This is a genomic window from Stenotrophomonas sp. GD03680 (genome assembly GCF_029844625.1).
Taxonomy (GTDB): Bacteria; Pseudomonadota; Gammaproteobacteria; order Xanthomonadales; family Xanthomonadaceae; genus Stenotrophomonas; species Stenotrophomonas maltophilia_P.
The window spans coordinates 48,405-62,768 of record NZ_JAOCKC010000005.1; the positions used below are offsets into that span (position 1 = coordinate 48,405).

The 14,364-nt window shown below is 67.0% G+C and carries 10 protein-coding genes, 3 tRNA genes and 1 pseudogene; 8 read left to right on the forward strand and 6 right to left on the reverse strand.

Features of this window, described 5'->3' with window-relative positions; all coding sequences use genetic code 11:
- Positions 1–6: 6 nt before the first annotated feature.
- Positions 7–495 carry a bacterioferritin gene (gene bfr / locus N5J29_RS08370; RefSeq protein ID WP_053518345.1) on the forward strand — a complete coding sequence of 163 codons (489 nt, stop codon included), beginning with the start codon at positions 7–9 and terminating at the stop codon, positions 493–495.
- A gap of 210 nt (positions 496–705) precedes the next feature.
- On the opposite strand, the gene parC is transcribed toward bfr, so the two are convergent.
- Entirely contained in the window at positions 706–2,949 is a 2,244-nt protein-coding gene (gene parC, locus N5J29_RS08375) for a DNA topoisomerase IV subunit A (RefSeq protein WP_164150814.1), read from the reverse strand.
- 59 nt (positions 2,950–3,008) lie between these two features.
- Entirely contained in the window at positions 3,009–3,917 is a 909-nt protein-coding gene (locus N5J29_RS08380; protein ID WP_164150816.1) for a helix-turn-helix transcriptional regulator, read from the reverse strand.
- 145 nt (positions 3,918–4,062) lie between these two features.
- Between N5J29_RS08380 and emrR the strand changes: the two genes are divergently transcribed.
- The 4 genes from emrR to emrB are packed head-to-tail and all read left to right on the forward strand — an operon-like array spanning position 4,063 to position 8,780.
- Entirely contained in the window at positions 4,063–4,506 is a 444-nt protein-coding gene (emrR, locus tag N5J29_RS08385) for a multidrug efflux system transcriptional regulator EmrR (RefSeq protein ID WP_053518351.1), read from the forward strand.
- A complete protein-coding gene (gene emrC, locus N5J29_RS08390) occupies positions 4,503–5,996 on the forward strand; it encodes a multidrug efflux transporter outer membrane subunit EmrC (RefSeq protein WP_065174708.1) in 1,494 nt (497 codons plus the stop codon). The genes emrR and emrC overlap by 4 nt, the downstream gene beginning before the upstream one ends.
- Positions 5,997–6,007: 11 nt before the next feature.
- The gene (emrA, locus tag N5J29_RS08395; RefSeq protein WP_053518354.1) at positions 6,008–7,186 is read left to right on the forward strand and encodes a multidrug efflux MFS transporter periplasmic adaptor subunit EmrA; all 1,179 of its coding nucleotides are present in this window, start codon (positions 6,008–6,010) and stop codon (positions 7,184–7,186) included.
- A gap of 7 nt (positions 7,187–7,193) precedes the next feature.
- Complete coding sequence (gene emrB, locus N5J29_RS08400; RefSeq protein WP_164150818.1) at positions 7,194–8,780, forward strand: multidrug efflux MFS transporter permease subunit EmrB; 1,587 nt, start codon at positions 7,194–7,196, stop codon at positions 8,778–8,780.
- A 176-nt stretch (positions 8,781–8,956) separates the two neighbouring features.
- On the opposite strand, the gene N5J29_RS08405 is transcribed toward emrB, so the two are convergent.
- Positions 8,957–9,041 (reverse strand) — tRNA-Leu (locus tag N5J29_RS08405).
- 50 nt (positions 9,042–9,091) lie between these two features.
- A complete protein-coding gene (locus N5J29_RS08410; protein WP_279924338.1) occupies positions 9,092–9,991 on the reverse strand; it encodes a LysR family transcriptional regulator in 900 nt (299 codons plus the stop codon).
- Between the two features lie 100 nt (positions 9,992–10,091).
- Here N5J29_RS08410 and N5J29_RS08415 point away from each other — a divergent pair, with 100 nt between their 5' ends.
- Positions 10,092–10,838 carry a sulfite exporter TauE/SafE family protein gene (locus N5J29_RS08415; protein WP_164150820.1) on the forward strand — a complete coding sequence of 249 codons (747 nt, stop codon included), beginning with the start codon at positions 10,092–10,094 and terminating at the stop codon, positions 10,836–10,838.
- Between the two features lie 63 nt (positions 10,839–10,901).
- On the opposite strand, the gene N5J29_RS08420 is transcribed toward N5J29_RS08415, so the two are convergent.
- Positions 10,902–10,986: transfer RNA gene (locus N5J29_RS08420), tRNA-Leu, on the reverse strand.
- A gap of 130 nt (positions 10,987–11,116) precedes the next feature.
- Positions 11,117–11,201 (reverse strand) — tRNA-Leu (locus N5J29_RS08425).
- A 356-nt stretch (positions 11,202–11,557) separates the two neighbouring features.
- Between N5J29_RS08425 and rnr the strand changes: the two are divergent.
- Positions 11,558–13,789: pseudogene (gene rnr / locus N5J29_RS08430) on the forward strand (ribonuclease R); the annotation flags it as partial.
- A gap of 30 nt (positions 13,790–13,819) precedes the next feature.
- The gene (locus tag N5J29_RS08435) at positions 13,820–14,314 is read left to right on the forward strand and encodes a GFA family protein (protein WP_164150823.1); all 495 of its coding nucleotides are present in this window, start codon (positions 13,820–13,822) and stop codon (positions 14,312–14,314) included.
- Positions 14,315–14,364 lie beyond the last annotated feature (50 nt).

Here is a 14,364-nt window from a genome sequence, read left to right on the forward strand (position 1 = left end):
CCCCCCATGAAAGGCAACCCGGACGTCATCGCCTGCCTGAAGGAACTGCTGCGCGGCGAGCTTGCCGCGCGTGACCAGTACTTCATCCACTCCCGCCGTTACGAGGACCAGGGCCTGTTCGCGCTGTATGAGCGCCTGAACCACGAGATGGAGGAAGAGACCCAGCATGCCGACGCGCTGCTGCGCCGCATCCTGTTCCTTGGCGGTGATCCTGACATGCGCCCGCACCTGACCGAGCCGGGTACGACGGTGGAGGAGATGCTGCAGAAGGATCTGGACACCGAGTACGCCGTGCGCAACAACCTCGCCGCCGGCATGAAGCTGTGCGAAGAGAAGGGCGACTACGTGAGCCGCGACATCCTGCTGGCGCAGCTGAAGGACACCGAAGAGGACCACGCCTGGTGGCTGGAGCAGCAGCTGGGCCTGATCAAGCGCATCGGCCTGGAGCTGTACCAGCTGAGCAAGATCGACGGCAGCGGCGCCCCGGCGCACTGATTCGGTACCGTCGCCCGCCAGCACCGGAGCATCGCTCGCCAGCCTTCGCCCGCCAGCCGCTCCACCGCCCGCCAGCCGACAACGAAAAAGCCGGGGAATGCCCCGGCTTTTTCGTGTCTGGTGCTGCGTTTCGGTAGCGCCGGGCCATGCCCGGCGGGCAGAGCTGGGGTCAGAGCCCTTTCCGTTGGAAAGGGATCCGACCCCGCTGCGTCATTCCACTGACAGGCCTTCGACCTTCTGCCAGCCACGCGGCAGCAGGTGGCCGCGGGTCGCCCGCGCGCCGAGGTAGGCATCGAGCTCGTTGAACTTCAGGCCCATCGTGCGCTGGCCGGCGCGCACCTGCAGGGTCTGCCCCGGCCCGATCGCCACGATGGCGACCACGCGTTCCGTGGCCAGCTTGGCCTTGGGGATCTCGATGATCTTGTTGCCCTTGCCTTTGTCCAGTTCGGGCAGATCGCTGGCCGGAATCGCCAGCAGGTTGCCCGAGCTGGTCACCGCCACGATGCGGTCGCTCTCGACATTGGCGACCACCGCCGGCGGCAGCACCGACGAGCCGGCGGACAGGTTCAGCATCGCCTTGCCGGCCTTGTTGCGGCCGATCAGGTTCTCGAAGCGGGTGACGAAGCCGTAGCCATGGCTGGACGCGAGCACGAAGCGTGCGTCCGGCTCGGCGCTGGCCAGGGTGACGAAGCTGGTGCCGGGCGCCGGCGAGAAACGGCCGGTCAGCGGCTCGCCGTTGCCCCGCGCAGAAGGCAGGGTGTGCACCGCCGTTGAATAGGCCCGGCCTTCGCTGTCCAGGAATGCGACCTGCTGGGTGCTGCGCGCGCGCACGGCGCCCTGCAGCGCATCGCCATCGCGATAGGACAGGGCCGACGCGTCCACGTCATGACCCTTGGCGGCGCGGATCCAGCCCTTCTGCGACAGCACCACCGTCATCGGCTCGCTTGGCACCAGCTCGGTCTCGTCGATGGCCTGCGCCGCCTGGCGCTGGACCAGCGGCGAGCGGCGCTCGTCGCCGAACTTCTTCGCATCGGCCTGCAGCTCGTCGCGGATCAGCTTCTTCAGCTTGGCCTTGCTGTCGAGGATGCCGATGATCTTCTCGCGTTCCTTGGCCAGCTCGTCCTGCTCGCCGCGGATCTTCATTTCCTCCAGGCGGGCCAGCTGCTTCAGCTTGGTCTCCAGGATGTACTCGGCCTGTTCTTCGGACAGGCCGAAGCGCGCGATCAGTTCGGCCTTCGGTTCGTCCTCGGTACGGATGATATGGATCACCTCGTCCAGGTTGAGGAAGGCCACCAGCAGACCTTCCAGCAGGTGCAGGCGGCGTTCGACCTTCTGCAGGCGATGCTGCAGGCGGCGGGTGACGGTGTTGCTGCGGAACGTCAGCCATTCGCTGAGCAGCATCTTCAGGTTCTTCACCTGCGGACGGCCGTCCAGCCCGATCACGTTGAGGTTGACGCGGTAGCTGCGCTCCAGGTCGGTGGTGGCGAACAGGTGGCCCATCAGCTGCTCGGCATCGACGCGGTTCGAGCGCGGCACCAGCACCACCCGCACCGGGTTGGCGTGGTCGGATTCATCGCGGATGTCTTCCAGCCACGGCAGCTTCTTGGCGCGCATCTGCGCGGCGATCTGCTCGATCACCTTCGAGGGCGATACCTGGAACGGCAGTGCGGTGACCACGATGTTGCCGGCTTCACGGCTGAACGTCGCGCGCGCACGCACGCTGCCGTTGCCGGTCTCGTACAGGGTGCGCAGATCGTTGGCGGCCGTGATGATCTCGGCGCTGGAGGGATAGTCCGGGCCTTTCACGTGCTCGCACAGGTCGCGCACGGTGGCGTCCGGATCGTCCAGCAGGTGCAGCAGCGCGCTGACGATCTCGTTGAGATTGTGCGGCGGCACATCGGTGGCCATGCCCACGGCGATGCCCGTGGTGCCGTTGAGCAGCAGGTGCGGCAGGCGGGCCGGCATCCACGTCGGCTCCTGCAGCGTGCCATCGAAGTTGGGCGCCCAGTCGGTGGTGCCCTGGCCCAGCTCGCCCAGCAGCACTTCGGCGATGGGGGTGAGCTTGGATTCGGTGTAGCGCATCGCCGCGAACGACTTCGGGTCGTCGCTGGAGCCGAAGTTGCCCTGGCCTTCGATCAGCGGATAGCGGTAGGAGAACGGCTGGGCCATCAGCACCAGCGCCTCGTAGCACGCGCTGTCGCCGTGCGGGTGGTATTTACCGATGACGTCACCGACGGTGCGTGCGGACTTCTTCGGCTTGGACGCGGCATTCAGCCCCAGCTCGCTCATCGAATAGATGATGCGGCGCTGCACCGGCTTCAGGCCGTCGCCGACGAACGGCAGGGCGCGGTCCAGGACCACGTACATCGAGTAGTCGAGGTAGGCGCGTTCGGCGTACTCGCGCAACGGCAGTTGTTCGAATCCGTGGAACACGGGGCGGGCAAGTTCGGTCATGCGGCGTTGTTACCTATGTCGGGAGGCGGCGACGGCGGTCGCCGCTCGCAATCCTGTGATTATCCGGATGCGGCCGGGGATGCCAAGCCGCGCGCAGGGTCCAGGCCGGTTTCCAGTCCATTCCCGGCCCGCGCCAGGTAGCGCCCGGGCGGCAGGCCGAAATGGCGGCGGAACACGGTGACGAAGGCGCTGGCGCTGCTGAAGCCCAGCGCATGGGCGATATCGGCCACGCTGCGGCCATCGGTCAGCTGCCGCAGCGCTTCGGACAGACGGGCCTGCTGGCGCCACTGCGCGAAGCTCAGCGTGGTCTCGTCGCGGAAGTGGCGGGTCAGGCTGCGCGGCGAAAGCCCGGCCCAATGCGCCCATTCGGCCAGGCTGCGCTCGTCGGAGGGATCGGCCAGCAGCTGCGAGGCGATTTTCAGCAGGCGCCGATCGTGCGGCATCGGCAGGTGCATGCGCTGGCGCGGTGCGGTGCGGATCTCATCCAGCAGAACCTCGATGATGTGCTGGTGCTCGGGCGTGGCGACCTGGTCGAGCGACCAGCCGCAGATCCGGTCCGCCAGTGCCTGCGCCAGCCTGGACAGGCCCAGCACGCAGGGGGCGGCGGGAAGGGCAGTGCAGGCCGGCGCGGCCAGCGCCATGCCCCAGCCACGCAGCGGGCCGTCCAGAGCGACCGTGTGCGGTTCCAGGGGCGGCATCCAGCCGGCAGAACCGGGCGCCAGCGACCACGTTCCATGCGAGGTGCGGGTGGTCAGCAGGCCGCGCTCGACACAGATCAGCTGCGCACGCTGGTGATGGTGCCAGTCGACTTCACGGGCGAGCCCCTGCGGACTGTCGAAGCGGAAACCGACGACCGGCGGGCCATCGTTGCGCTCGAACCAGTCCAGCGCCTCGTTGTGCAGCAGCTGCCGGGCCGGCGCGATGTGCTCCTTGTTCATCCTGTCCGCTGGCTGGAATGTGTCATTCATTGGCTTGATGGTACTACCGGGCCATCCTGGGGCGCCATTAAGGTAGGCGCCTTCACTGATCCAGCCCGCTGCTGCAACACAGCATTCGATGCCAGATCGAATATTTCCATTGAGAAATATTTTTTTTGGAAGAGAATGCACTCCCATGATCTGTCCTGCAACCACTCCCCCCAGCTTCGGCCTGCTGCTGCGCCAGGTGCGCGACGGCCTGGTCCGCCAGCTTGACGCGTCCATGGCCGAAGAAGACCTGGGCATCGGCTTCACCCACTACATCGGGTTGAAGGTGCTCTCGAACATGGCCCCCTGTACCGCCAACGAACTGGCCCAGGCCATCGACCAGGTACCCAGTGCCGTCACCCGCCTGCTGGACAAGCTCGAAGCCCTGGGCTGCGTTCGCCGCGAGGCACATGCGCAGGACCGCCGTGCGCTGCAGATCGTGCTGACCGATGAAGGCCGCGCACTGTGGGCGCGCTTGAAGCTGCGCGGCGACGCGGTGATGGATTACGCCCTGCGCGATCTGTCCGCCGACGAGCGCACGCTGCTGTTGTCCCTCCTGACCCGAATCCGTGATTCCCTGACGACCCCATGAACCCGATCCCGCATTCCTCATTCCGCCGGTCCGGGCGCGCGCTGCTGCTGTCGGCGCTGGCGCTGGCGCTGGCCGCCTGTGCCAGCAGCCGCGGCCTCGAACCGCAGGCCCGCCTGCTCGATGTGGACAGCCTGCACAGCGAGCGCACCCTGGCCGACACCGATCTCAGTGCCACCGGCTTCCCCGCACAGGACTGGTGGAAGGCATTGGGCGATGCGCAGCTGGACGCGCTGATCGCCGAAGGCCTGGCCGGTCATCCGAGCCTGGACGCCGCCGACGCACGTCTGCGCCAGGCGCAGGCCAAGGTCGGTACCGCACGCGCTGACCGCCTGCCCAGTCTCTCCGTTTCCGGCGGCTATACCGGGCTTCGCCTGCCCGAGTCGATGGCCGGCGACGAGATCGGTGGCCACTACGCAGGCAGCAGCCAGGTCGCTTTCGACTTCAGCTACGGCATCGACCTGTGGGGCGGCAAGCGCGCCGCCTGGGAAGCGGCCGTGGATGGCGCGCATGCCGCCACCGTGGAGGCCCAGGCCGCGCGCCTGAACCTGTCCACCGGCATCGCCCAGGCCTATGCGGACCTTGCTTACGCGTGGCAGCTCGACGATGTCGCCGAGGAAGAACTGACGCGGTCGCAGAAGTCGCTGGAACTGACCCGGCAGCGTCGCCGCGCTGGCATCGACAGCGATCTGCAGGTGCGCCAGGCCGAAGCCCGCGTGCCCGCCGCGCAACAGCAGGTGCAGGCCGCGCAGCAACGCATCGACGCCGCCCGCACCGCATTGGCCGCCCTGGTCGGCAAGGGCCCCGACCGTGGCCTGACGATCGAGCGTCCGCAGCCGTTGAATCCGACGGCCCTGCAGCTGCCAGGCGTGCTGCCCAGCGAGCTGCTCGGCCGTCGTCCTGACATCGTCGCCGCACGCTGGCGCGTGGAAGCGGCCAACAAGCAGATCAAGGTCGCCAGGACGAAGTTCTACCCGAGCCTCAACCTGACCGCGCTGGCCGGCGTGGTGGCGCCGAATGTCGGCGATCTGCTGCAGAGCAGTTCCACCTTCGCCTACATCGGCCCGGCGCTGAGCCTGCCGATCTTCGAAGGCGGCAAGCTGCGCGCCAACCTGGCCGACACCGATGCGCAGTACGACCTGGCGGTGGCCAATTACAACCAGGCGGTGCTTGACGCACTGCGCGACGTGGCCGACCAGGTCAATGCGGTGCGCTCGCTGGCGCAGCAGGCGCAGTCGCAGCAGCAGGCCGTGGACACGGCGCGTGCAGCGTTCGACCTGGCCGGGCAGCGTTACCGCGCCGGCATCGGCAGCTACCTGGATGTGCTGTCCGCACAGTCCACCCTGCTGCAGTCACAACAGCAGCTGGCCAGCCTGCAGTCGCAGCAGGTGCAGACCTCGGTGCGCCTGAGCAAAGCGCTGGGCGGGGGCTTCCAGCCCAGTGATGCCGATCGCGCGCCGCTTGCCTCCCATTCCGATTCCTCGCATTCCTGAAGATCCCCGCCATGAGCCAGACCCAAGACACTGCGGCCCCGGCCGCCTCCAACCGCCGCAGCAACCTGCTGCGGGGCCTGTTCGTCATCGTCGTGCTGCTGCTTGCCGCACTGGCGCTGTGGTATTTCATGTTCGGCCGTTGGTTCGAAGAAACCGACGATGCCTACGTGCAGGGCAACCTTGTACAGATCACCCCGTTGGTGGCAGGCACCGTGGTCGCCATCAATGCCGATGACGGCATGCGCGTGGAGCGTGGCCAGCTGCTGGTGCAGCTGGACCCGGCCGATACGTCCGTGGCCCTGCAGCAGGCTGAAGCCAACCTGGCCAAGACCGTTCGCCAGACCCGTGGCCTGTATCGCAGCGTGGAAGGCGCGCAGGCAGACCTGAATGCCCGTCAGGTGACCCTGAAGCGCGTGCGCGAGGACTTCGCACGCCGCAGGGATCTGGCCGCCACCGGTGCCATCTCCAACGAAGAACTCGCCCATGCCCGCGATGAGCTGGCGGCGGCGGAAGCAGCGGTGGCCGGTTCGCGCGAGACCGTCGAGCGCAACCGTGCGCTGGTCGACGATACGGTGATCGCCACCCAGCCCGACGTGCAGGCGGCCGCCGCGCAGCTGCGCCAGGCCTACCTCAACAATGCCCGCGCGGGCATCGTCGCGCCGGTCACCGGTTATGTGGCCCGTCGCTCGGTGCAGGTGGGCCAGCGTGTGCAGCCGGGTGCCGCACTGATGGCCGTGGTGCCGACCGAGCAGATGTGGGTCGAGGCCAACTTCAAGGAAACCCAGCTGCGCCACATGCGCCTGGGCCAGGAAGTGGAGCTGAAGTCTGACCTGTACGCCGGCGATGTGAAGTACAAGGGCCGCGTGCAGAGCCTGGGTCTGGGGACCGGCTCGGCGTTCTCGCTGCTGCCGGCGCAGAACGCCAGCGGCAACTGGATCAAGATCGTGCAGCGCGTTCCGGTGCGCATCGCCATCGATGCCAAGCAGCTTGCCGAACATCCGTTGCGTATCGGCCTGTCGATGAAGGCCGAGGTGAGCCTGCGCGACCAGAAGGGCGAGGTGCTGCCGAGCGCCCCGGCCAAGGGCACGGTGTTCGACACCGACGTCTATGCCAAGCAGCTGCATGATGCCGACGAGGTGATCCACTCGATCATCCAGGGCAACGTGCCGCAGCAGTCGAAGGTGGGCTGAGGTCGCCATGTCCGCCCAAGCTCCAGCCGCGCCCGGAAGCCCGGGCGCACCGGCGGCGCCGGGTGCGGCCGCCGGGTTCCTGCCGCCGAGCGTGGCCCTGTGCACCGTGGGCCTGGCGATGGCCTCCTTCATGCAGGTGCTCGACACCACCATCGCCAACGTCTCGCTGCCGACCATCGCCGGCAATCTCGGCGCCAGTTCGCAGCAGGCGACGTGGGTCATCACTTCGTTCGCGGTCAGCACGGCCATCGCACTGCCGCTGACCGGCTGGCTCAGCCGCCGTTTCGGCGAGCGCAAGCTGTTCGTCTGGGCCACGCTGGCCTTCGTCATCACCTCGCTGTTGTGTGGCCTGGCGCAGAGCATGGGCATGCTGGTGGTGTCGCGCGCCCTGCAGGGCTTCGTGGCCGGCCCGATGTATCCGATCACGCAGTCGTTGCTGGTCTCGATCTATCCACGCGAGAAACGCGGGCAGGCGTTGGCGCTGCTGGCGATGATCACCGTGGTCGCGCCGATCTGCGGGCCGATTCTCGGGGGCTGGATCACGGACAACTACAGCTGGGAATGGATCTTCCTGATCAACGTGCCCCTGGGCATCTTCGCCGCGCTGGTGGTGGGCAACCAGCTGAAGGGCCGTCCGGAACACGTGGAGAAGCCGAAGATGGACTACGTCGGCCTGATCACGCTGGTGATCGGCGTCGGCGCACTGCAGCTGGTGCTCGACCTGGGCAACGACGAGGACTGGTTCTCCTCCACCCGGATCGTGGTGCTGGCCTGCGTGGCGGTCGTGGCGCTGACGGTGTTCCTGATCTGGGAACTGACCGACAAGGACCCGATCGTCGACCTGAAACTGTTCCGCCACCGCAACTTCCGCGCCGGCACGCTGGCGATGGTGGTGGCCTATGCCGCATTCTTCAGCGTGGCCCTGCTGATTCCGCAGTGGCTGCAGCGCGACATGGGGTACACGGCGATCTGGGCAGGCTTGGCGACGGCGCCGATCGGCGTGCTGCCGGTGATCATGACGCCGTTCGTGGGCAAGTATGCCTCGCGCTTCGACATGCGCATGCTGGCGACCATCGCCTTCGTGTTCCTGTCGATGACCAGCTTCCTGCGCTCGGGCTTCAATCTGCAGGTGGACTTCCAGCACGTGGCCGGCGTGCAGCTGATCATGGGCATCGGCGTGGCGCTGTTCTTCATGCCGGTGCTGCAGATCCTGCTGTCGGATCTGGATGGTCGCGAAATTGCCGCGGGTTCGGGCCTGGCCACGTTCCTGCGCACGCTGGGCGGCAGCTTTGCAGCATCGCTGACCACCTGGCTGTGGGCACGTCGCACGCAGGTGCACCACGCCGATCTGACCGAACACATTTCGGCCTATCAGCCGGGCATGCAGGACCAGGTTGCGGCGATGGGGCAGGGTGACCTGCAGCATGGTGCAGCGGTGCTCAACACCATGATCAACCACCAGGCATCGCAGATGGGCTTCAACGACATCTTCTTCCTGCTGGGCTGGATCTTCCTGGCCATCATCACCTTCCTGTGGCTGGCCAAGCCGCCGTTCGGTGCCGGTGCCGGTGCAGCGGCCAGTGGCGGGCACTGAAACTGCCCGCAAACACGGCGCTGTATGTCGACCCCGCCGCAAGGCGGGGTTTTTGTCTGTGGTGAGTTCTGCCAGGCGGCGTTCGCGCAACGCGCGGAAGGCGTCGCCATTGCGTTGACGCTGCGGATTCCGGAAACGAAAAAACCCGCTTTCGCGGGTTTCATCATCATGAGTCGTGGTGCCCAGGAGAGGACTCGAACCTCCACGGTTTTACCCGCTAGTACCTGAAACTAGTGCGTCTACCAATTCCGCCACCTGGGCGACTCAGGAGGGGAATTCTGCGGTACGGCATCGGATGTGTCAACACCATTTCATGCTTTTTTCTCCGCTTCCACGCCGAGGTGCAGCAGCAGGCTGCGCATCGCTGTCGACAGCCGTGTCCAGTCGGCGAAGCAGGCACACAGGCGGCGCTGTGCCCACGCATCCGCGAGGGGCACTGCCAGCGCCTGTGTCGCGCGGCGGTGCTGGCGGGCGATGGTGCGCGGCACGATACCTACGCCGATGCCGTGACCCACCATGATGCACACGCCTTCGAAGGTCTTCATGCGGATGCGCACGTCCAACCGATGGCCGATGTCGCGTGCCTGCGTTTCGATGTAGGTCTGCAGCGCATTGCCATCGGCCAGCGCGACGAAGGTTTCGCTGGCCACATCGGCGAAGGCCAGCGTGCGACGGGCCGCGAAACGATGGCCTGCGGGCAGCAGCATCACCAGGGGATCCTCGGCAACGACATGGCGTTGCAGGCCGGTTGCCTCGACCGCATCACTGATGATTCCCGCTTCGGCCTGGCCAGCGGTCAGGGCGCGGACCACTTCAGGGCTGGTGCGTTCGTGCAGTTCGACGTGCAGGCGTGGGCGTTCGGCCAGCCAGGGAGCCAACCGGGAAGGCAGGTAGCTGGTCAGTGCGGCGGTGTTGGCATACAGGTGCAGGGTGCCGCGCGCGCCCTTCGCGAAGGCCTGCAGTTCGCCCCGCAGCTGTGCCTGTTGATGCAGGATCTGGCGCGCGTGGTGGGCGAGGGCGGCCCCGGCTTCGGTCAGGCTCACGCCGCGCGGGTGACGCACCAGCAGCGCGGTGCCGGCGTCGTTCTCGATCGCGCGCAGGCGTTCGCTGGCAGAGCCCAGCGCCAGGTTCGCCTGCGCGGCGCCTGCGGTGATGCTGCCGGCGTCGGCCACGGCCAGGAACAGGCGCAGGTCGGCGATGTCCATCCGCATGTCACGGCCCTCGTTGCGTGCCGCCTGCCTTCGGGCCAGCCGAAGGGTGGGGCGCATAAGCCGCATTGTGCGCGGAAGGCGCGCTGGTTCCAATGACGGCATGAGTGAGACGACATTCTTCTATGGTCTGCTGGTCGCCGTGTTCATGCTGGCGGGGGTGGTCAAGGGCGTGACCGGCATGGGCCTGCCGACCGTGGCGATGGGCCTGCTGGGAGGGGCGCTGTCGCCGGTGGCGGCGGCGTCGATGCTGTTCATTCCGACCTTCGTCACCAACGCCTGGCAACTGCTGGCCGGGCCATCACTGGGGCCGATCGTGCGACGCCTGTGGCCGATGATGCTGGCCGTGGTGGTGGTGACCCTGGGCGCGGCGACGTTGCTGGTGCGGGTCGACCGCACGTGGTCGCGCGTGGCGCTGGGCGTGGCGCTGGTGGTGTATGCGCTGTATGCCTTGGTTGCGCCGGTGTTCCGTGTGCCGCAGCGGCGTGAGCGTTGGCTGGGGCCGCTGGTGGGGGCGTTGTCCGGCGTGGTGACCGGGGCGACCGGTGTGTTCGTGATGCCGGCGGTGCCGTACCTGCAGTCGCTGGGGCTGCAGCGCGAAGAGCTGGTGCAGGCGCTGGGCCTGGCGTTCACGGTGTCGACCCTCTCGTTGACGGGTGGGCTGGTGCTGCACGGCGCATTCGGTGTGCAGCAGCTGGGATTGAGCGCGCTGGCGGTGTTGCCGGCGCTGGCGGGCATGTGGCTGGGGCAGGTGATCCGGCAGCGGATCAGTGCGCGGGTGTTCCGCGTGTGCTTCCTGGGCTTCCTGCTGCTGCTGGGCCTGGAGCTGGTGCTGCGACCGCTGTTCTGATCCCGTTGGCTGGCGCCCGGACATGAAAAAACCCGCTTTCGCGGGTTTCTCTCAGTCTCGACGTGGTGCCCAGGAGAGGACTCGAACCTCCACGGTTTTACCCGCTAGTACCTGAAACTAGTGCGTCTACCAATTCCGCCACCTGGGCGTCGAGGAGCGAGATTATGGGGTGCCGTGACGGGGGTGTCAACACCCTTGTGAACGCCCGGCCACGCTGCGGGACGACGGCAGGAAACGCGGGCAAAAAAAATCCCCGCCGAGGCGAGGAGATTTTTCGTTGGTGCCCAGGAGAGGACTCGAACCTCCACGGTTTTACCCGCTAGTACCTGAAACTAGTGCGTCTACCAATTCCGCCACCTGGGCGTTCCAGAGGCGCAATTGTGAAGATGAATCCGCAGGCTGTCAACGACTTCGCGGAGTTTTTTCACGTGGCGCCTGCAAGCGGGTCGCTGACCGGTTCTGCACGCCGTCAGCGGCTACCATGGAGGGCGATGACTACCAAAAAACCAAGCAAGGGCGGGAGCAAGTCCCGCAGCCAGGCCCCGAAGAAGGGCGCCAAGACGGGTGCAGCCCGTACCTCCCAGCCGGGCAAGCCACTGCCGGGCTGGTTCCCGGAACTGGGGGGTGGCGGCGCACCGCCGCGCGGTCGCCCGGGCCGTGGTGGCGACGCCCCGGGACCGGCGCCGGGCCGCAAGCTGCCGCCGGCCGGCAAGGTGATCGAGGATCCCTACGCGTCCCGCGAAGCCGAGAAATACGAACAGCCCATCGCCAGCCGCGAGGCCATTCTGGCCCTGCTGGAGCGCTGCGAAGGGCCGCAGACTGCCGAGGAACTGGGTGCCCGCCTGGGCCTGACCGCGCCGGACCGGGCCGAAGCGCTGTCGCGCCGGCTGGGTGCGATGGTCCGCGATGGCCAGCTGGTGCAGAACCGCCGTGGAGGTTTCGCGCCGGTGCAGGCGCTGAGCCTGGTCACCGGTGTGGTGATCGCCAATCCGGAAGGATTCGGGTTCCTGCGCCCGGTCGAGGGCGGCGACGACCTGTTCCTGCCGCCCTATGAAATGCGCAAGGTCATGCACGGCGACAAGGTGCTGGCGCGTGTCACCGGCATCGATCATCGCGGCCGCCGCGAAGGCAGCATCGCCCGCGTGCTCGAGCGCGGCATGACCCGTCTGATCGGTCGCTTCAGCATCGAGATGGGCATCAATTACGTGGTGCCTGATGACAAGCGCGTGCAGCGCAACGTGCAGGTGCCGCCTGATCAGACCGGAGGTGCGCGTGATGGCCAGCTGGTGGTCTGCGAGCTGACGCAGGCGCCGGACAGCCGCCGTCCGCCGATCGGCCGCATCATCGCGGTACTGGGTGACAAGCTGACCGCCTCGCTGGTGGTGGAGACTGCCATCCACGGCCACGAGCTGCCGTTCGAGTTTCCGCAGGAGGTGCTGGACGAGGCCGCCGCGGTGCCGCTGGTGGTCGAGCCGGCGATGATCGGCGACCGCGTCGACCTGCGTCGCACGCCGCTGGTGACCATCGATGGCGAGGATGCCAAGGACTTCGACGATGCGGTGTATTGCGAGCCGAACGCGGAGGGATTCCGTCTGGTGGTGGCCATCGCCGATGTCTCCAACTATGTGCGTCCGGGCACGCCGCTGGATGAGGAGGCGCAGAAGCGCGCTACCTCGGTGTACTTCCCGGGCTTCGTCGTACCGATGCTGCCGGAGACCCTGTCCAACGGTATCTGCTCGCTGATGCCCAAGGTCGACCGCATGTGCTTCGTCTGCGACATGCAGATCGACCGCGATGGCCAGGTCGTCCACTCGCGCTTCTACGAAGCGGTGATGAATTCGCACGCACGTCTGACCTATACCCAGGTGTGGCAGGCCGTGGGCGAGGACGATGCCGGCGCGAAGGCCGTCATCGGCGATCTGCTGCCCCAGGTGCAGCGCCTGCACCAGCTGTACAAGGTGCTGGCCAAGGCACGTGCAAAGCGCGGGGCCATCGAGTTCGAGAGCAGTGAAGTGCGCTTCGTGCTGGACAATCGTGGCGAAGTCACCCAGGCCGGCATGCTGGTGCGCAACGACGCGCACAAGCTGATCGAGGAATGCATGATCGCCGCCAACGTGGAGGCGGCGAAGTACCTGCTGTCGCACCATGTGCCGGCGCCGTACCGCGTCCACGAGAAGCCGCCGGAGACCAAGTACGCCGACCTGCTGGAATTCCTCAAGGAGTTCAAGCTGAGTCTGCCGCCGTGGTCGAAGGTGCGCCCCGGTGACTACACCAAGCTGTTGAAGAAGATCCGCGACCGTCCCGATGCCACCCTGCTGGAGTCGGTGCTGCTGCGCAGCCAGAGCCTGGCCGTCTACAGTCCGGACAACCACGGTCACTTCGGGCTCGCGCTGGAGGCGTACGCGCACTTCACTTCGCCGATCCGCCGCTATCCCGATCTGCTGGTGCATCGCGCGATCAAGCATGCGTTGTCGGGCAAGCCGCTGGACAAGTTCACCTACACCGCACGCGAGATGGCAGCGCTGGCGCTGCAGTGCTCCGAGCGCGAGCGCCGCGCTGACGAGGCCGAACGCGAGGTCGACGAGCGTTACCGGGCCGCATGGATGGAGAAGCATGTCGGCGGCCAGTTCGATGGCGTGATCAGTGGCGTGACCAGCTTCGGTCTGTTCGTGGAACTGGACGATTCCAAGGTGCAGGGCCTGGTCCATGTCACCCAGCTGCCGCAGGACTATTACAAGTTCGATGCGACCCGCAAGACACTGACCGGTGAACGTCGTGGCAGCAGCTACCGGCTGGGTGACCGCGTGCGCATCCTCGTACTGAAGGCCAGCATGGAAGAGCGCAAGATCGACTTCCGGCTGGTCGAACACAAGGGCGAGGAAGAAGAGGCAGGACTGTCGCCGCTGCCCGAACGCGGCAAACCGACCAAGCGCAGGAAAGAGAAGTACTGATCCGTAGAGCCCGTTCCGGAGGAAAGCAGCATGCAGGGCCAACCCGAGTACAGCGGCGGCTGCCAGTGCGGTGCCATCCGCTTCCAGGTGCGCGGTGAGCTGTCCGACAGTTCGATCTGCCACTGCCGGATGTGCCAGAAGGCCTTTGGCGCGTATTACGCGCCTTTGGTCTCGGTGCGCGGCGTGCAGTTCAGCTGGACCCGCGGCCAGCCGCGCTATTTCCAGTCCTCCAATGTGGTCCGGCGCGGTTTCTGCGGCGACTGCGGCACGCCGCTGACCTATGAAGCCCCCGACGGCATGGCCGTGGCGGCGGGGGCGTTTGACCAGCCGGAACGGTTGCCGCCGACGATCCAGTACGGTGTCGAGCGCAAGCTGCCCTTCGTCGATGCCCTGGGCACCCTGCCGGCACGCCGCACGGAGGAGGACGTGGCGGCACTGGACTTCCTGGCTGCGATCGTTTCCCACCAGCACCCCGACCACGACACGCCACACTGGCCGCCGCGCAGTCGTTCAGCCGACGGGTGAACGGCGGGTAGCGCCGGGCCCTGCCCGGCGAGCGCGAAGCGCGGCCGTCG